The following is an 18,466-nucleotide window of genomic DNA, read 5'->3' as shown; positions in this document are numbered from 1 at the left end:
TTGCCATCTGTCTGAACTTAAAAAGAAGTAGGGAATATGATGCCAAGTATTACAAAACAAATCATGAGCGGCGCAAAGTGGACAAGTATTTCAACCATGTGTATTACGATCATACAAATCGTTCAGTTTGCTTTGCTAGGAAATATGATGACCTTAACTGAATTTGGGCTCGTCGGCATGATCACGACTGTTACAGTATTCGCCCAGATTGTGCTTGATATGGGCTTTGGCGCAGCGTTAATTCAGAGAGATGACGCGACGGAGCGCCAGCTGTCAACATTGTATTGGCTTAATATCATGACCGGCGTTTTGCTGTTTGTTCTTTTATATGTGAGCAGTCCCGTTATTGCGGGATTTTATCAAAGGGAAGAGCTGGTGTTTCTGATTCGGATTTTAGCAATTATGTTTTTGATTGCACCAATCGGACAGCAATATCAGTATATGCTGCAAAAGCAGCTGCATTTTAATACGTTAAGCAAAATTGAGATTTTTTCAAATGCATTGTCATTCGGATATTTAGCAATAGCGGTTTTTATGATGGATGCGATTTTGGCGTACGTCATTTCTCAAGTGCTGCTGCAGTCCAGTAAAGGGATTTTGTATTGGGCCGTATACCGGAAAAAATGGCGCCCCGTGTTTGTTTTTGATTTGAGGGGAATGAAGGAGTTCTTTTCCTTTGGTGCCTTTCAGCTTTCATCCCGTCTTGTGAACAGGCTGGGAGCGAATATCGATATGATTTTGATCGGCCGGTTTATCGGTGCTGAAGCATTGGGGATTTATAACCTTGCTTACCAGATTGTCACCATTCCGGTTTTGAAGATCAATCCGATTGTGACACGGGTGGCGTTCCCTGTTTTCGCAAAAAACAAATATGAAAACAGCGCGATCAGAGAAGGCTTTCTGAATATGACAAAAATGCTTGCGCTTGTCTCGTTTCCGCTGTTAATCGGTCTCGTATCTGTGTCAGACACCTTTATCACAGCGGTTTTCGGGGAAAAATGGCTTGCTGCTGTCCCGGTCCTAAATGTTTTGGCCATTGTCGGGATACTAAGAGTGCTCATGAATCCAAATGGCTCTGTGCTTCTTGCTAAAGGAAGAGCGGACTTAGCATTTTATTGGGATTCCGGTGTGCTGCTGCTGTATGGATTGTCACTGTTTGCAGCGGTTCAAACGGGAAACCTGCTGACAGTCGCATGGGTATATGCCGTCATCAGCGTTTTCAATTTCCTGATTGGGCGCTGGCTTCTGGCATATGTCATCAAGCTTCATCTTTCGGCTTATTTCCAGTCGATTATGAAGCCGTTTCTGATCACAGCCGTGATGGCCGTCATCGCGTTTGGTGTAAGCCTAGGTACAGAACACTTTAGTCTGCAGGCAGAAATGCGGCTGGCCATTTCAGTGGCGGCCGGGGCGCTGTGTTATCTCTTTCTGTTGGTAAAAGCGTACCCTCAAACGAAAAGCAAACTACTAAGAAAAGGGCGTTTGTCATGAAGATTTTGTGGATCACAAGCGTATATCCGAGCAGTCTAAAACCCGGTGAAGGTGTGTTTCATGAGACACAGGTGCAAGAGCTGCAAAAACTCGGGCTGGATATCACCGTGATATGCCCAAGGCCTTTTCATTCAGCTCCTGTCCGCATGCTGAAAAAGGCATATCGAAAAAAGGATGCCAGACCGGAGTACGAGATGAGGAAGGGGATACCGGTATACCGGCCATTCTATCGGGCCGTTCCCGGACAGCTGAAATGGGCGCAACCTCACCGGAGAATCGCATCATCGATTTTAAAAACGATGAAACAGTGCGACTTACATCCGAATCTGATTCATGCGCATTTTGCTATGCCATCGGGCGGAGCCGCAGCAGTTGTATCGGAATCAGAACGTATTCCTTATGTCCTGACCTTGCACGGCAGTGATGTGAATGTCTATCCGCATTACAGCAAAGGGGCGTTTAAAGCTTTCAATCGTGCGGTAGGTTCCGCGTCAGCCGTTTTAGCAGTCAGCCGCAAGCTTCAGGAAGAAACCAAAAAGCTTTCCGGCTTTGACAGCTCGGTTTTGCCAATCGGCATACAGCTCAGCCGTTTTCAGGAGAATGAGCAGACAAAAGAAGAAATCAGAAAAAAACTCGGGCTTCCGCTCGATCAGCGTCTGGCGGTCTACGTGGGGCGGCTCGTCAGGGAGAAAGGCATTTTTGAACTGTCTGAGGCCATTGAATCGCTGAAGGCACCTCCTAAGGCAGTCTTTGTCGGGGATGGTCCTGCGAAATCAATGCTGATTCAGAAAGGACATATCGTCACAGGCCAAGTGCCCAATCATATGGTAAGAGACTTTTTACTTGCGGCAGACATGTTCGTGCTTCCTTCTTACAGTGAGGGGATGCCGACTGTCGTGATTGAGGCGCTGGCCTTAAAGGTTCCTGTCATCTGCACAAATGTTGGCGGTGTGGCATCGCTATTCGGAAAGCACCGGCATCTGCTGATTAAACCGAAATCCGCTCAAGCCTTGGCGGAAGCGATCACTCTGTACGAACATGAGCAAATATGGAAACCGGAAGTAGCAGATGATTTGTATAAAATTGTGCAGGCTCAATTCGATGCCGGAAGAAATGCCAAGATCCTGCATGATCAGTATCAGACGGTCATGAAAACGACCGTTTAATCGGAAGAAACTGCGACCAATATAAATAAGAAGTTCATTTTACAGGAGAGGGATGAGCGCTGTGAAAAAAATAGCTGTCATTGGAACAGGTTATGTAGGACTCGTGTCAGGCACTTGCTTTGCGGAGATCGGCAATAAAGTGGTTTGCTGTGATATCGATGAATCAAAAATCAGAAGCCTGAAAAATGGGGTAATCCCCATATATGAGCCAGGGCTTGCAGACTTAGTTGAAAAAAATGTGCTCGATCAGCGTCTGTCCTTTACTAACGACATTCCGTCCGCTATTCGGGCGTCAGACATTATTTATATTGCAGTCGGAACGCCGATGTCCAAAACAGGTGAAGCTGATTTAACGTACGTGAAATCAGCGGCGAAAACGATCGGCGAGCATCTTAACGGCTACAAAGTGATCGTAAATAAAAGCACAGTCCCGGTCGGAACAGGGAAACTGGTTCAATCTATCGTTCAAAAAGCCTCAAAGGGAAGATACTCATTTGATGTTGTATCTAACCCTGAATTCCTTCGGGAAGGCTCAGCGATTCATGACACGATGAATATGGAGCGTGCTGTGATTGGCTCAACAAGCCATAAGGCCGCCGCCATCATTGAGGATCTGCATCAGCCTTTCCGCGCTCCTGTCATTAAAACAAACGTAGAAAGTGCAGAAATGATTAAATACGCCGCGAATGCGTTTCTGGCGACAAAGATTTCTTTTATTAACGATATTGCAAACATTTGTGAGCGAGTCGGCGCAGACGTTTCAAAAGTTGCTGATGGCGTTGGGCTAGACAGCCGTATCGGCAGAAAGTTTCTGAAAGCGGGTATTGGGTTTGGCGGATCTTGTTTCCCAAAGGATACGACCGCGCTGCTTCACATCGCAAAATCAGCCGGATACCCGTTTAAGCTTATCGAAGCTGTCATTGAAACGAACGAAAAGCAGCGCGTCCACATTGTAGATAAGCTCTTAACTGTGATGGGGAGCATCAAAGGAAGAACGATTTCCGTCCTCGGATTGGCCTTCAAGCCAAATACAAACGATGTGAGGTCCGCTCCAGCTCTTGATATTATCCCGATGCTGCATCAGCTGGGCGCGCATGTAAAAGCGTACGATCCGATTGCTATCCCTGAAGCTTCCGCGATTCTTGGCGAACAGGCCGAGTATTACACAGATGTGTATGCTGCGATTGAGGAGACAGATGCATGCCTCATTTTAACGGATTGGCCGGAAGTGAAAAAAATGGAGCTTGTAAAAGTGAATGCCCTCCTAAAGCAGCCAATCATCATCGACGGCAGAAATTTATTTTCACTTGAAGAGATGCAGGCCGCCGGATACATTTACCATTCTATCGGCCGTCCTGCTGTTCGGGGAACGGAACCTTCTGACAAGTATTTTCCGGGCTTGCCGCTCGAGGAAATGGCTAAAGACTTGGGGAGCGTCAATTTATAAAAAGAAAATGTGTTACTTGGTTGAAGCTGCTGGCTGCTAGGCTCGGCCGCCGGCTCCTGAAACATCAGGAAAGGGGTTAAACATGTGAGTATCAAACGTTCGGCGGTCCACACGCTTGCGTTACTGGCCGCAGCTATATTTGGAGTTCTCCTATTGCTGGGAGCCATCCGTCAAGATATAGGTTTCATGCAGATGGCTGCCCTGCTTGCGGTGTTGGCAATCGGTCTGTTTGCGCTGACGCTTGCCACTGCATTTACAACAAAAGAACAGCTCTTTATGGCTGTCATCTATATGTTGATCGCCTGCACTTTTTTAAATAATGCATTTTTCGCCATTCATCTCGGTTTTTTCAGTTTATTCCTTTACAGGCTTCTGCTCATTGCAGCTGGGTGCCTGCATGTGATCGGTATGGTTCGGAATCGAACACATATTGAAAGATGGAATGGGCTGCAAGTAAAAGGGATATTGCTCTTTTTCGCCTTTTGGTTTATATACGGCCTTGTTTCTCTGCTGTGGGCCAAGTCGGTAACAGCCGGCCTTAAATACTTGGCCTTATTGGCAATGGGAATCTTCTTCATTTACCTCATTGTCATGTACGTGCAAAAAATGGAGCGGCTGATGATTGTTTATTCCATTTGGCTGGTGATGACGGTATTCCTTATGGTCATTGGTTTTTACAATCATATCACCCACCATCATCTTGCGAGTTCCACGCTGTACAGCGGGCCGGAATATAAGCAGCATTATCCGACATCGGTCTTTTTTAATCAAAATGACTTTGCGACCTTTTTATCGATCAGCTTCTTTTTTTACATCACGATGGTCAAAAATATAAAGAACGGATACCTTAAGGCGATTGGCCTTGTGCTCTCGCTATGCGCGTTGTATTTAATTTTTGCTACTGGTTCAAGAGCCAGTCTTCTGGGGATTTTTGCAGGTGTTGCTGTCTATATCTTCATTGTATTGCCGCCTATCTTAAAGAAAATGGCCGTCTGGCTGTCAGCGGCGGGCATTGTCATTTTTGCCGTCCTTTTCGCCAGCAGAATGTATTCAAAGCTTTGGGAGCTGTTTCTGGCCCCGCAGACGCTGCATTCATTTCAAGACAGGCTTCCATCAAATGTGGCCCGTGCCAATCTGCTGAAAAACGCATGGCATTTTTTCCTTGATTCATACGGATTCGGAGTCGGAGCGGGGAATGTATCCTATTATCTTGAGCACCACGCTTTATATGATACTGACAATGTGGCAGAGGTGCACAACTGGCTCGTCGAAATTCTTGCTAACTTTGGCTTGTTCATCATGCTGGGATATGTGACGGTTTATGCCTACCTCATATGGGTGCTTTGCAAATTTTATGAAAGAAAATTAGAAAATCAGTCAAAACTGATCACAGAAGGGCTTATTACCGCTCTGGTCAGTTTCCTTGTATCCAGTATCAGCCCAAGTTCTGTTTCAAATTTATTTTTCCACTGGGTATTCCTGGCGCTCGTCATTGCCGCTGTGAATGTGTTAAGGCGATCCAGACAGATGCCTGAACCGATGTACAGATAAACAGACTACAAAAAGCAGGGAGACTTATATGAACGATATATTGATAAGAATAGCCCGGCGCATTAAAAAAAATATCATTTGGATCATAGCAGTGCCCATTATATTAGGTGCTGCGGGGTATATCCTGCCGACACAAATTGCTGATCAACAGAGCTATACAGCTGAGGACACTTTGGCTGTGGGAAGCTATGATCATCCGGTTTATAACAGCACAGAGGAAATTCCGCTTCTGCTCAAGAGCGACTCTTTTTTGAAGGAGGCGCTTCCTGACGAAAAGGAAGAAGAGTTGGCAGAGATCAAAGAAAATCTCACTATCAAAACAGAATCTAAATCTTTACTGACCTTGAGCTATAGCGACGAGGATAAGGATAGAACGGAAGCCGTCCTAAATGCCATTTCCTCAGCCTTCCTCAAAAACGATCAAAAACTGTACACAGAAAGAGAAGCCGTCATCCGCCGCAGCATAGACGCGCTTGAAGGCGAGAAGGTTAGCGAGGATTCCAAAGTCGATAAAGAGAGATTTTTGTATGAACTTAAAAACACACAGCTTAACTTGAAAGCGGCGAGTGTCACTGATTCTGAAACGGTAAGTGAGACAGCAGGCGGCGGATTATCTCCGAAAAAGAAAGCGGTTCTCGGCGTTATGATCGGACTTGCGATTGTCTTTATGTTCGTTGTCATTCCTGAATTTTTCAGGGAATCCTTTTAAAATCATACGATGGAGATGTGATCATGACCAATTGGAAACCTCTCGTATCTGTCATTACGCCTTCTTATAATGCGTGTGACTATATTGAAGACACGATACAGTCAGTGTTAGAACAGAGCCATTCTCAATGGGAAATGATTATCGTGGATGATTGTTCAACAGATGGCACAGGAGACATTTTACAGCAGTATGAAAAGTTAGATGAAAGAATTCATGTGATTTGTCTGGAGGAGAACAGCGGAGCCGCAGTTGCGAGAAACAAAGCATTGGAGCGTGCTCAAGGGCGTTATGTCGCATTTTTGGACAGTGATGATAAATGGAAAAAAGACAAACTGGAAAAGCAGCTCGATTTTATGACGGAGCGTTCTTGTGCGTTTTCTTTCACAGGCTACAGCTTAATAGAGCAGGACGGGACCCCGCTCGATAAATATATTCATGCCCCTGAAAGCCTGACGTATGATGACGCCTTGAAAAATACGATTATCGGCTGCTTGACAGTGATGATTGACAGGGAGCAAACGGGGCAGATCCAAATGCCGAATATCAGAACGAGGCAGGACTTGGCTACATGGCTGTCTCTTTTGAAAAAAGGATTTACCGCTTATGGAATGAATGAATGCCTGGCTGAATATCGGCTTGTAGGCAATTCGATATCGAGCAACAAATGGAAGGCTGCGAAAAAAACGTGGTTTGTCTACAGGGAGATTGAACGTCTTCATTTCATCAAAGCAACGTGGTGTTTTGTTCAATATGCAAAAAACGCGGTAAAAAAAAGACTATAGCCGCAAACAGAGAGAAAAGGTGATGAAGGTGGAAACAAAAGAAGCAATCACTCATGTCATCGTTGCCACTGCTGAATGGGGAAAAGACCAATTAAGATACAGAAGGCACCGGCTCGCGGAGTTTCTAGCAGCTCAGGAGGAAACGAAGGAAGTGATTTGGGTATGTCCGGCTCCGCGTACTCAGGTGAAAGGGTTTCAAGAAGTCCGTTTAGGCATCAGGCAATTTGCTGTCAAAGACCTGCTGGAGAAAAAAATGTTTCGTTTCGGACGGTATACTGATGTCTTTTACAGGCATAAGCTCTCGCCATTACTTGATGAGCTTGCGTCTGCAAACGGTGAACGCTGCTGTTTATGGTACACGTTCCCGGGATTCCCGCTGCTGTCATCGCTGCATCCTTGGGATCAGGTCATTTATGATTGCAGTGACTTATGGGCGGCGCCGATCAGCGGCCGATCAAATCTGCTGTCTGAGTTCCGGCGAAAAGTCATTAAATCAGCGGAGCTGAGAATTATACATCGTGCAGATTCCATTACCTGTTCCTCGGATTATCTTCACAAGGAAGTAGACAAAAAACTGACTGCGGGACGAGAAAAGGTTCATACTGTCGAAAACGGCGTTGAATACGAGCTTTTTTCTGCAAATAAAGCGGTTCCCGATCGCAGCATATTACAGGGAAGAGAAGGAACGGTATTAGGCTTTATCGGCGGGATTAAACCGAAGCTCGATTTTAAAATGATTGAAGAAGCCGCACTGCAAAAGCCTGATTGGACATTTTTGTGGGTCGGTCCGGATGCCACGAACGGCGACGTTTCGTTTCAAGAGCTGCTGAGGCTTCCTAATGTCATATGGACCGGTCCGGCAGATCCAAAGGATGTCCCTCATTATATGGAGCTTATTGACATTGGCATCATGCCATATAAAAACTCATCGTATAATCAAGCTGTGTTTCCGCTGAAACTATATGAATTTTTAGCGGCAGGAAAACCTGTTGTCGGTTCTAATCTTCCATCAACCTCAAAAATGCAAAAGCCGTATGTGTACGAATATGTAGAGGGTAATCATCCAATTGATTTTATAGCTGCATGTGAAAAAGTTCTTGGACAAAACGAAGACGAAACCTATAAAGAAATGCGCCGAAACATTGCCCGCACGCAAGATTGGGATTGCTTATTTAAACAAATTATGAAGTATACAGGGATTCAAAAACATGCGTAGTCCTATAAATTGGGATGCGCGTTTTTTGATAATACGTGTTTCTTTTTGATGAAGCTTGTTATAATAACTAAGGAGAAGGTATAATGGAAGGAACGGTTCTCTATATAAATAAAGACTTCATTTAATTCCAAAGGAGACTTCTTTATGCTTGACGAACGCATGATTCGCATTGTTGTTGCGTTTATTGTCTCGCTGCTGACAGTTTTAATCATAACCCCAATCGTAAAAAGGATTGCGATTAAAATAGGTGCAGTTGACCAGCCCAGCAATCGAAAAGTACATGACAAAATCATGCCCCGGATGGGCGGGCTGGCCATATTTATCGGTGTGGTAGCAGGTGTGCTTGCATCTGGCATATACACAGAAACAAGAATGACCGCCATTACGGCCGGAGCATTCATCATTATTGTGTTAGGTATTCTTGACGATAAATTTCAATTAAGTGCGAAAGTTAAGTTTTTGGTCCAGCTAGGTGTAGCCATCATGATTGTAAGCACCGGCTTAAAAATGGACTTTTTCTCAGTTCCTTTTTTAGCAGAACGATTTGAGTTAGGATGGTTGGCTTATCCGCTGACAGTATTATGGATTGTCGGCATTACAAACGCGATTAACCTGATTGACGGATTGGATGGCCTTGCAGCCGGTCTGTCAGTTATCGGTCTGTCAACGATCGCCGTTATGGCGCTATCCGGCGGAAAAGTGCTGATTCTGTCACTTTCATTGGTTGTCATCGCCAGCACGCTCGGATTTTTGTTTTACAACTTTCACCCGGCAAAAATCTTTATGGGTGATACAGGATCACTTTTTTTAGGGTATTGTATTTCGATTCTTTCATTATTAGGCCTGTATAAAAGCGTAACATTGTTCAGTATCGTTATCCCGATTATCATATTAGGCGTACCAATTTTTGATACAACATTTGCGATCATCAGAAGAATATTAAACAAACAGCCGATTTCGGCACCCGATAAGTCGCATATCCACCATAGGCTGATGGCCTTTGGCCTTTCACATCGGATGTCGGTCCTTGTTATTTATCTGATTGGCTTTATTTTCAGCATTAGTGCAATTGTACTCAAAAGTGCCACAATTTGGCTTTCTTTGTTTATTATCTTCGTTTTAGTCATTTTTATGCAGATCATAGCAGAAGTGACAGGACTCGTGAATGAAAAATTTAAGCCGTTTACAAAATTTTATAAACGGCTCGTGAAAAGAAATTAAAAAACTCCGGCTCACTAGCCGGAGTTTCTTTGTGCGCAAAAATGCCCGATCCTCTAAAGGACCGGGCATTTTTTAATAGGATGAATCAGTGGTTGAATTCGTAGTACTGTTTGAGCCTGTGCCGCTGTCATTCGAATAGCCGCTTCCGCTCGTTGAACCGTCAGTTGTTGTGCTTTCATTTGTACCAGGGCTGCCAGAACTGTCAGTGCCATAGCTGTCTGAGGTCGTGCTGTCAGTGCTGTTTTCTTCTGGATGATAATGTAAATGCTCTTGGAGCGTTTTTTTGACTTTCTCCAGATTTGTGGCATCCGGTTCAAAGTAATACGTTTTTTTAGCCCCTAAGCCTAAATACAAATCAGAACCTGTAATGCTCAACGTGTCGATTTTCTTGCTGGTAAAGCCGCTGTAAATCTGCTGCAGCGCTAAACCTTCTGTAATGCGAATATTGGTTTCGACGTTTTCGCTGGCTTTTTCTGCGATTTTATCAATCTTAGCAATGTTGCTTGCGCTTGACATTTGGTCAATCAACGCATTTAAGATTTGTTTTTGTCTGTCATTACGCCCGAAGTCTCCGCGTTTATCCTGTTTTCTCATACGGGCATACGCCAAGGCTTCTTCGCCGTTTAAGTGCATTTCGCCTTTTTTGAAGTAGATCCGTTTGCTTTCATCAACGTCACTTTTTTCATCGAAATCAAAAGGCACATCTACATCGATGCCGCCAACTTCATTAATTACATCTTTAAATCCGTCAAAATCAACTGTGACATATTTATCGATTGGAATTTGCAAGAAGTGTTCAACGGTTTCGACTGTCTCATCTTTTCCGCCTTTGCTGAAAGCGGCGTTAATCTTTGTTTTGCTTCCGGTTGTGTCACCGGCTAGCTGCACACGTGTATCACGCGGAATGCTCAGCATTTTCATGGTTTTATTTTTTGGATCAAGGGTAACGACAATAAGAGAATCGGATCTCCCTTTTTGCCCTTTGGTTGCGTAATCCTCTATCCCCATAAATAAAATAGAAAACGGTTTTTTCTTCATATCTACAACTTTGCTGCGCAGATTTGATTTATCTCCGCGGGAAAGGGCATCGTATGAATCATCCGCAGCGTTAATGGTCTTATAAAGTTTATATCCTCCAAGCCCTACAACTACCAATAATGCAAGGGCGAATAATAACATCATTCTTTTTAAAATTTTCCTGCGTTTGCTCTTTTTCTTTTTACGTACACGCACTCTAACGCGTTCAGCCATTATTCAGTCTCCTTTATATGATTGACGGCTTTTTCAAGATACGTCAACTCTCCCTCTTTAATATCACTCTTTCCATTTGTCAGTTCTGTCATCCACTCAGAAAATGCGTTTGTTTCTTTTTCTTCCACATAGGTTTCAAATTCAACATTTTCGGCATAATGGATTTCCTTTAACAGAAATTGTGATTCCCTTAGCTCATTTTCAATCTTGCCAAGCCATGTGTAATCTGCGGAAGTATGCATAATCCGCATAAGCTTCCGTTCGACAACACCTATATAATTTAATCCTTCAGACACTGATCTCCCATAAGCGCGAATTAATCCGCCGGCCCCAAGTTTAATGCCTCCGAAGTATCGTGTAACGACGGCGCAAGTATCCTTAAGTCCGCGTTTTTTTAATACCTCGAGCATCGGTACTCCCGCTGTACCGCTTGGTTCTCCATCGTCATTGGCTTTTTGTATATGATCGTTCTCGCCAATTACGTAAGCCGAGCAATTATGAGTCGCATTCCAGTGCTGTTTCTTTATTTTCTGTATGAATTCCTGTGCCTCTTGTTCGGTAGAAACACGGCTTAAATGACAGATAAAACGCGATTTTTCAATAACAATCTCGTGTTCTCCTGCTTCTTTCACAGTAAAATAGCTGTGCAGCATGCTTGCTGACCCTCCTGCTAAGCATAAAAGACTGCCTATACAAATTTGTACAGTCTTTAGAATTTTTGTGCGTATTTTGTTATCATAAAGAGTAGATCGAACATAAAATTGTTTTTTTCTAGAATATACGCATTCTTTCATTATAATTCGACACAATTTGCAGATCAATTACATTTATAATAAAAATATATGACAACGCCGTGACGGAGGGAAATTATGAATAAAACAAAGATGGATTCCAAAGTGCTGGATTCTATTTTGATGAAGATGCTGAAAACCGTTGACGGGAGCAAGGACGAGGTTTTTCAAATCGGGGAGCAGTCACGCCAGCAGTATGAACAGCTGGTTGAAGAACTGAAGCAAATTAAACAGCAGGTGTATGAAGTGATCGAGCTTGGCGATAAGCTTGAAGTGCAGACCCGCCATGCGCGAAACCGTTTATCCGAGGTCAGCCGCAATTTTCATAGATTCAGTGAAGAAGAAATTCGCAACGCATACGAAAAAGCCCATAAGCTGCAGGTAGAATTGACGATGATTCAGCAGCGCGAGAAGCAGTTGCGCGAACGCCGGGATGATTTAGAGCGAAGATTGTTAGGCCTTCAGGAAATCATTGAGCGGTCTGAATCATTAGTAAGTCAAATTACAGTTGTGCTCAACTACTTGAATCAAGATTTGCGTGAGGTCGGGCTGCTTCTTGCCGATGCCCAGGCAAAACAGGATTTCGGCTTAAGAATTATTGAGGCGCAGGAAGAAGAGCGAAAAAGAGTCTCAAGAGAAATACATGACGGGCCTGCTCAAATGCTGGCAAATGTTATGATGCGATCGGAACTAATAGAGCGGATTTTCCGTGACAGGGGCACTGAGGACGGTTTCCAAGAAATTAAAAATCTCCGTCAAAATGTGCGGAATGCCCTTTACGAAGTGAGAAGGATTATATATGATTTAAGACCGATGGCCCTTGATGATCTCGGCCTGATTCCAACTTTAAGAAAATATCTATATACAACCGAGGAATATAACGGGCAGGTCAAAATACATTTTCAGTGCATTGGTGAAACAGAGGATAAGCGGTTAGCGCCTCAGTTTGAAGTTGCGCTTTTCAGACTCGCACAGGAAGCTGTGTCTAATGCGCTAAAGCATTCTGAATCTGAAGAAATTACAGTCAAAGTTGAGATCACAAAGGATTTTGTGATTTTAATGATAAAAGATAACGGCAAAGGGTTCGACCTGAAGGAAGCGAAAGAGAAGAAAAACAAATCATTCGGCTTGCTGGGCATGAAGGAAAGAGTAGATTTATTGGAAGGAACCATGACAATAGATTCGAAAATAGGTCTTGGGACATTTATTATGATCAAGGTTCCGTTATCTCTTTGACTATGATTTGTAAAATAGAGCCAAAAGGCATATTGACCGAAAGCTAGAGTATATAGAACAATAATACAAGGAGGCGTGGCTTGTGACTAAAGTAAACATTGTTATTATCGACGACCATCAGTTATTTCGTGAAGGTGTAAAACGGATATTGGATTTTGAACCTACCTTTGAAGTGGTAGCAGAAGGTGACGATGGAGACGAAGCGGCTCGTATTGTCGAGCACTATCATCCTGATGTTGTGATCATGGATATCAATATGCCAAACGTAAATGGTGTGGAAGCTACAAAACAGCTTGTAGAGCTGTATCCTGAATCTAAAGTAATTATTCTATCAATTCACGATGACGAAAATTATGTAACACATGCCCTGAAAACAGGCGCAAGAGGTTATCTGCTGAAAGAGATGGATGCTGATACATTAATTGAAGCGGTAAAAGTAGTTGCCGAGGGCGGTTCTTACCTTCATCCGAAGGTTACCCACAACCTCGTTAACGAATTCCGCCGCCTTGCAACAAGCGGAGTTTCTGCACACCCTCAGCATGAGGTATACCCTGAAATCCGCAGACCATTACATATTTTAACTAGGCGGGAATGTGAAGTGCTGCAGATGCTTGCAGACGGAAAAAGCAACCGCGGTATTGGCGAATCATTGTTTATCAGTGAGAAAACCGTGAAAAACCATGTGAGTAATATCTTGCAAAAAATGAATGTGAACGACCGGACGCAAGCCGTTGTGGTCGCTATTAAAAATGGCTGGGTAGAAATGAGATAGTATAAAATGAGACTTGCCTTTTACTAGGCAGGTCTTTTTTTAATTTTGTGTTTCCCTTACAATAGATTTATAAAGCATTAAGGCAGGTATTGAAGCTATGAATATTGCAGTAGTAACAGACAGCACAGCATATATTCCGAAAGAAATGCGAGAACAACATCAGATACACATGATTCCTCTCCAGGTTGTTTTTGGGGAAGAAACTTATCGTGAAGAAATCGAACTGGACTGGAAAAGCTTTTACGATGAAGTAAAAAAACATGCAGCGCTTCCGACGACTTCTCAGCCGCCAATTGGCGAGCTGGTTGCTTTGTATGAAGAGCTTGGCAAGTCTTATGATGCGGTCATCAGTATTCATCTTTCCAGCGGGATCAGCGGTACGTTCAGCAGTGCAGCAGCGGCCGACACAATGGTCGACAACATTAAGGTGTATCCATTTGACTCAGAGATCAGCTGTTCGGCTCAGGGCTTTTACGCTCTTAAGGCTGCTGAATTAATCAAAAATGGAGTATCATCGCCGGAAGATATCATAAAAGAACTGGAAGAAATGAAAAAAACAGTCCGGGCGTATTTTATGGTAGATGATTTAGCCCATCTTCAGCGGGGCGGGCGATTAAGCAGCGCCCAAGCCTTTATTGGGAGTCTTCTAAAAGTAAAGCCGATTCTTCATTTTGACAATAAGGTAATTGTGCCTTTTGAAAAGATTCGGACACGTAAAAAAGCGATTTCGCGAATTTATGAGCTTTTAGATGAAGATGCGAGTAAAGGGTTGCCTATGCGAGCTGCTGTTATTCACGCGAATCGAGAAGAAGAAGCGGCGAAAGTCATCGAAGAGCTTTCTGAAAAATATCCTCATGTTGAATTTTATAACAGTTATTTTGGCGCGGTTATCGGCACCCATTTGGGTGAGGGGGCGCTAGGAATTTGCTGGTGTTATAAATAACGAAAAATCTCCGTTTTCGCAACGGAGATTTTTTTATATTTTTATTTTGATAGCTGGACAGTAAATATTCACTGAGTCATACTGTCTCGAAAGGAAGGAGGGTTATGCTGATTGCCGACTGTAAGGAACGTTTCTTTCTCAAAAGAATTGCAGCAGACGCTTCAAAGCCGCCATCTGCTCAGAACTGAACTCCCATTTTCCGATGAGCTGATTGAATGGCATATCGGGAATGGCTATATCGCCGCTCAAAACTCTATATCGATAAATAAACGGGGATATAGGTGTAATAGGTGCGGCCAAAATGATCAGCGGTATTTTTCTTTTTATCACTCATCTGGAAAGAAGCAGATGTATTGCCGCTCCTGTGTCATGATGGGAAGGGTGAGTGAGAATGTGCCTCTATATTCATGGAAAGAAGAGAATGAAGCGAACTGGCAGCCTGTCAAGCTGACGTGGGATGGCAAGCTCTCAAGCGGACAGCAAAAGGCCGCCGATGTCTTAATCGAGGCAATATCAAAAAAGGAAGAGCTTCTCATCTGGGCGGTTTGCGGCGCTGGCAAAACAGAGATGCTATTCCCTGGTATAGAATCCGCGCTAAATCAAGGACTGCGTGTATGCATTGCGACACCGCGCACCGATGTTGTATTAGAGCTTGCTCCCAGACTCAAGGCTGCCTTTCAGGGCGCTGACATTTCAGCGCTTTACGGAGGAAGCGAGGACAAAGGACGTATATCTCCGCTTATGATTTCCACCACACATCAGCTTTTGCGTTATAAAAACGCATTCGATGTCATGATCGTTGATGAAGTTGATGCCTTTCCGTATTCTGCTGATCAAACTCTTCAATTCGCTGTTCAGAAAGCAAGAAAGAAAAACAGCACTCTTGTTTACTTAAGTGCAACGCCCCCAAAAGAATTAAAAAGAAAAACATTGAACGGACAGTTACATTCAGTTCGGATTCCAGCGAGATACCATAAGAAACCTCTGCCGGAACCACGCTTTGTATGGTGCGGAAACTGGAAAAAGAAATTAAGCCGAAACAAAATTCCGTCAGCGGTAAAAAGATGGATAGAGTTTCATGTGAAAGAAGGGAGGCCTGTTTTTTTATTTGTTCCCTCTGTTTCTGTTCTGGGAAAGGCAGCTGCCTGCTTTAAAGATGTTCATTGCCGAACCGCGTCTGTGCATGCAGAAGACAAGTGCAGAAAAGAAAAAGTACAGCAGTTCAGAGACGGCCAGCTTGATCTCTTACTCACAACAACAATACTAGAAAGAGGCGTCACAGTCCCAAAGGTGCAAACGGGTATATTAGGGGCGGAATCGTCTATTTTTACGGAAAGCGCACTAGTTCAAATCGCAGGAAGAACAGGTCGGCATAAAGAGCATGCTGGCGGTGATGTCATTTTCTTTCACTACGGTAAAACAAAGAGTATGCTGGATGCAAAAAAGCATATAAAAGAAATGAATGACTTGGCAGCCAAAAATGGATGAATATACTAGCCATTATTTGAAAACGTGGTACAGTATACTCATATGACCGATGATGAGGAGCTGTAAAAATGCTTGTCAATTCAAAAGAAATCGTAATGAAAGAACTGCTCGACCGATATATGGACCAGCTTCATATGACTTGCACTTGCGAGGTATGCAAAAACGATGTATTGGCACTTTCTTTAAACAAAGTAAGACCATCCTACGTTACTGATCTTAAAAAGGTCGCATATACGAAAGCGGAGATGGTAGATAAACAAAAAAACACGGCTATGCTTGTTATTTTGGCTGAATCTGCTGCTGTGGTATCAGAGAATCCAAGCGATTTATGCCACACAAAGCAGGAGGGGGCGTTCATAAACTGATCTGTCTGCTATGCGATTCGCAATTTTCTCAAGCTGTTACATGGAGAGCACTTTTTTTATTAAAACCTGACGAAAAGGTCTGTCATTCCTGCAGAAGCAAATTTGAAAAAATCACAGGACATATCTGCAGCCTGTGCGGCAGACCTCAATCCGTTCCTGCGGTATGCAGGGATTGCGAGGCATGGAAATCAAGGCTCAGTCACAGCTTGCTGCTCCGCCAAAACCGTTCAGTTTACACATATAATGATATGATGAAAGAAACGCTCTCCCGTTTTAAATTTAGAGGAGATGCAGAAATCATAAATGCATTTAAAACTGACTTTTCTTCAACCTTTTCAGAGGTATACCCCGATAAGCATTTTGTTCTCGTTCCAATTCCGCTGAGCAAGGAACGGGAGGAAGAGCGCGGATTTAATCAGGCTCAGCTCTTGGCAGAATGTTTAAACCGGCCTATCCGCCGCCCCCTCATCCGCCTGAATAATGAGAAACAGTCAAAGAAAAAGAAAATGGAACGCCTGTTTTCAGCGCGCATTTTTGACACGAAAAACAACTCAGTTAAAGGTATGAATATCATTTTAATAGACGATCTTTATACAACAGGCGCCACTTTGCATTTTGCAGCGCGCTGTTTATTAGAGAAAGGAAAAGCCGCTTCAGTGGCATCCTTTACCTTGATCAGAAGCTAAATGATTCTGTTTTTATGCCGATATAATCATTAGAAATCAACACAGGTATATTATCGAATAAGGAGAAATAAAGATGGGAGAACTGGCGAATTGTCCGAAATGCAATACTTTGTTTTTAAAAACAAAGCTGCAAACCATATGTCAGGCGTGTATTAAGGAAGAAGAAAAATCATTTGAGATTGTATATAAGTTTTTAAGGAAACAGGAAAACCGGCAATCAACTTTGAGCCGGGTAACCGAGGAAACAGGTGTGGAAGAAGAGCTGATATTGAAATTCATCAGGCAGAAACGCATTCAAATCGCTCATCTTCCTAATTTGGCATACCCTTGTGAAAGGTGCGGGGCATCGATTCGGGAAGGCAAGTTCTGCAAGGCCTGTCAGTCCGATTTAAAGGCTCAAATAGATCATTTAGATCACGAGGACACGCTGAAAACAGAGAGAGAAAATAGTAAAAAAGACACATACTATGCCTATAATACCAAAAACAGCTGATTCCCTAAACTAACTGAAACCGCAGTCGATAAAAGGGTTAGATTGTTTAAAGACTGCAACGGAAAGCGAGAGGAATCCTATGAAAATCAATCAATTTGGAACACAATCCGTTAATCCATACCAAAAAAATTATGATAAGCAAGCGGTGCAAAAAACTGCTGCACAGCCTCAGGATAAAATTGAAATTTCATCCCAGGCTAAAGAAATGCAAAGTGCATCCGACGCAGTCACTGGTTCACGCCAGGAAAAAATTGCGCAGCTTAAAGCGCAAATTGAAAATGGATCATACAAAGTAGACGCAAATCATATAGCGAAAAACATGATTAATTTTTATAAAAAGCAATAACAAAGGAGAAAGCCCATGTCAGCAAAGCCAATTATCGAACAATTGAAGCGACTTTGCGTTCTGCATGAGCACCTGCTCACGCTGTCTGAGGAAAAGACGGAAGCGCTCAAAGCCGGCAAAACAAAAGAGCTTTCTAACATTTTGACAAAAGAGCAAAAATATATTCAAGCTATCGGACAGACAGAAGAGGACCGGATCAAAGCAACTTCCGCCTTTCTCGGATACAGTGAAAATAACACTATTTCCGCATGTATCGCCAAAACTTCAGGCAGTGAAAAGGAAGAGCTGGAACAGCTGTATGAAGTTCTTTCTAACGTTCTCGGACATCTGAAAAAAGTGAACGAGATGAATAGGCAGCTGACGAGAGATGCGCTGCAATTCATCTCTATTTCTTACGATATGCTGGTTCCTAAGGATAATAACTTTAATTACAGCAAATCAATTAAAGCTGAGCTTCCGAAAAGCAGCCGAATGAAACTATTTGATTCAAAAGCTTAGCAGAAAGGAATTGG

19 protein-coding genes are annotated in these 18,466 nt (G+C 43.3%); 17 read left to right on the top strand and 2 right to left on the bottom strand.

Going from position 1 to position 18,466, the window contains the following annotated elements; genetic code table 11:
• Nucleotides 1-39: 39 nt before the first annotated feature.
• The 8 genes from tuaB to G4P54_RS18305 all read left to right on the top strand — a co-directional run bounded on the left by tuaB (nucleotide 40) and on the right by G4P54_RS18305 (nucleotide 9,583).
• Nucleotides 40-1,491, top strand: coding sequence for a teichuronic acid biosynthesis protein TuaB (gene tuaB, locus G4P54_RS18340; protein ID WP_167873916.1), 1,452 nt, complete (start codon nucleotides 40-42; stop codon nucleotides 1,489-1,491).
• Entirely contained in the window at nucleotides 1,488-2,657 is a 1,170-nt protein-coding gene (tuaC, locus tag G4P54_RS18335; RefSeq protein WP_167873455.1) for a teichuronic acid biosynthesis protein TuaC, read from the top strand. Before tuaB ends, tuaC begins: the two co-directional genes overlap by 4 nt.
• Before the next feature lie 61 nt (nucleotides 2,658-2,718).
• The gene (gene tuaD / locus G4P54_RS18330; protein WP_024714226.1) at nucleotides 2,719-4,104 is read left to right on the top strand and encodes a UDP-glucose 6-dehydrogenase TuaD; all 1,386 of its coding nucleotides are present in this window, start codon (nucleotides 2,719-2,721) and stop codon (nucleotides 4,102-4,104) included.
• A gap of 84 nt (nucleotides 4,105-4,188) precedes the next feature.
• Nucleotides 4,189-5,655, top strand: coding sequence for a teichuronic acid biosynthesis protein TuaE (tuaE, locus tag G4P54_RS18325; RefSeq protein WP_024714225.1), 1,467 nt, complete (start codon nucleotides 4,189-4,191; stop codon nucleotides 5,653-5,655).
• A 28-nt stretch (nucleotides 5,656-5,683) separates the two neighbouring features.
• Nucleotides 5,684-6,364: a teichuronic acid biosynthesis protein TuaF gene (tuaF, locus tag G4P54_RS18320; protein WP_167873454.1), complete on the top strand. Its 681-nt coding sequence runs from the start codon at nucleotides 5,684-5,686 to the stop codon at nucleotides 6,362-6,364.
• A gap of 23 nt (nucleotides 6,365-6,387) precedes the next feature.
• Nucleotides 6,388-7,146 carry a teichuronic acid biosynthesis protein TuaG gene (gene tuaG / locus G4P54_RS18315; protein WP_167873453.1) on the top strand — a complete coding sequence of 253 codons (759 nt, stop codon included), beginning with the start codon at nucleotides 6,388-6,390 and terminating at the stop codon, nucleotides 7,144-7,146.
• A gap of 28 nt (nucleotides 7,147-7,174) precedes the next feature.
• A complete protein-coding gene (gene tuaH / locus G4P54_RS18310; RefSeq protein ID WP_167873915.1) occupies nucleotides 7,175-8,362 on the top strand; it encodes a teichuronic acid biosynthesis protein TuaH in 1,188 nt (395 codons plus the stop codon).
• 144 nt (nucleotides 8,363-8,506) lie between these two features.
• Nucleotides 8,507-9,583, top strand: coding sequence for an MraY family glycosyltransferase (locus G4P54_RS18305; RefSeq protein WP_167873452.1), 1,077 nt, complete (start codon nucleotides 8,507-8,509; stop codon nucleotides 9,581-9,583).
• Between the two features lie 72 nt (nucleotides 9,584-9,655).
• Here G4P54_RS18305 and G4P54_RS18300 read toward each other — a convergent pair whose 3' ends face one another.
• Together G4P54_RS18300 and G4P54_RS18295 are read right to left on the bottom strand one after the other, a co-directional pair.
• Nucleotides 9,656-10,834: an LCP family protein gene (locus G4P54_RS18300; RefSeq protein WP_167873451.1), complete on the bottom strand. Its 1,179-nt coding sequence runs from the start codon at nucleotides 10,832-10,834 to the stop codon at nucleotides 9,656-9,658.
• The gene (locus G4P54_RS18295) at nucleotides 10,834-11,487 is read right to left on the bottom strand and encodes a YigZ family protein (RefSeq protein WP_167873450.1); all 654 of its coding nucleotides are present in this window, start codon (nucleotides 11,485-11,487) and stop codon (nucleotides 10,834-10,836) included. The genes G4P54_RS18300 and G4P54_RS18295 overlap by 1 nt, the downstream gene beginning before the upstream one ends.
• Nucleotides 11,488-11,703: 216 nt before the next feature.
• Here G4P54_RS18295 and degS point away from each other — a divergent pair, with 216 nt between their 5' ends.
• The 9 genes from degS to flgN all read left to right on the top strand — a co-directional run bounded on the left by degS (nucleotide 11,704) and on the right by flgN (nucleotide 18,452).
• Nucleotides 11,704-12,861 (top strand): two-component sensor histidine kinase DegS, encoded by a 1,158-nt coding sequence (degS, locus tag G4P54_RS18290; RefSeq protein ID WP_167873449.1) that lies wholly within the window; start codon nucleotides 11,704-11,706, stop codon nucleotides 12,859-12,861.
• 82 nt (nucleotides 12,862-12,943) lie between these two features.
• Nucleotides 12,944-13,633 carry a two-component system response regulator DegU gene (gene degU / locus G4P54_RS18285; RefSeq protein ID WP_003219701.1) on the top strand — a complete coding sequence of 230 codons (690 nt, stop codon included), beginning with the start codon at nucleotides 12,944-12,946 and terminating at the stop codon, nucleotides 13,631-13,633.
• Between the two features lie 97 nt (nucleotides 13,634-13,730).
• Complete coding sequence (locus G4P54_RS18280; protein WP_167873448.1) at nucleotides 13,731-14,576, top strand: DegV family protein; 846 nt, start codon at nucleotides 13,731-13,733, stop codon at nucleotides 14,574-14,576.
• Between the two features lie 111 nt (nucleotides 14,577-14,687).
• On the top strand, nucleotides 14,688-16,064 hold the full coding sequence (comFA, locus tag G4P54_RS18275; protein WP_167873447.1) for an ATP-dependent helicase ComFA: 1,377 nt from the start codon (nucleotides 14,688-14,690) through the stop codon (nucleotides 16,062-16,064).
• A 68-nt stretch (nucleotides 16,065-16,132) separates the two neighbouring features.
• On the top strand, nucleotides 16,133-16,429 hold the full coding sequence (comFB, locus tag G4P54_RS18270) for a late competence protein ComFB (protein ID WP_167873446.1): 297 nt from the start codon (nucleotides 16,133-16,135) through the stop codon (nucleotides 16,427-16,429).
• Nucleotides 16,393-17,115 (top strand): phosphoribosyltransferase family protein, encoded by a 723-nt coding sequence (locus tag G4P54_RS18265; RefSeq protein WP_167873445.1) that lies wholly within the window; start codon nucleotides 16,393-16,395, stop codon nucleotides 17,113-17,115. The genes comFB and G4P54_RS18265 overlap by 37 nt, the downstream gene beginning before the upstream one ends.
• A 73-nt stretch (nucleotides 17,116-17,188) precedes the next feature.
• Nucleotides 17,189-17,608, top strand: coding sequence for a TIGR03826 family flagellar region protein (locus tag G4P54_RS18260; protein WP_024714213.1), 420 nt, complete (start codon nucleotides 17,189-17,191; stop codon nucleotides 17,606-17,608).
• A 79-nt stretch (nucleotides 17,609-17,687) separates the two neighbouring features.
• The gene (gene flgM, locus G4P54_RS18255; protein ID WP_024714212.1) at nucleotides 17,688-17,954 is read left to right on the top strand and encodes a flagellar biosynthesis anti-sigma factor FlgM; all 267 of its coding nucleotides are present in this window, start codon (nucleotides 17,688-17,690) and stop codon (nucleotides 17,952-17,954) included.
• Nucleotides 17,955-17,969: 15 nt separating this feature from the next.
• Nucleotides 17,970-18,452, top strand: a complete 483-nt coding sequence (gene flgN / locus G4P54_RS18250; RefSeq protein ID WP_167873444.1) for a flagellar protein FlgN — start codon at nucleotides 17,970-17,972, stop codon at nucleotides 18,450-18,452.
• Nucleotides 18,453-18,466: the final 14 nt, after the last annotated feature.

The organism is Bacillus tequilensis, from assembly GCF_012225885.1.
Classification (GTDB): domain Bacteria; phylum Bacillota; class Bacilli; order Bacillales; family Bacillaceae; genus Bacillus; species Bacillus tequilensis.
This window is presented reverse-complemented; position numbering and strand designations above follow the sequence as displayed.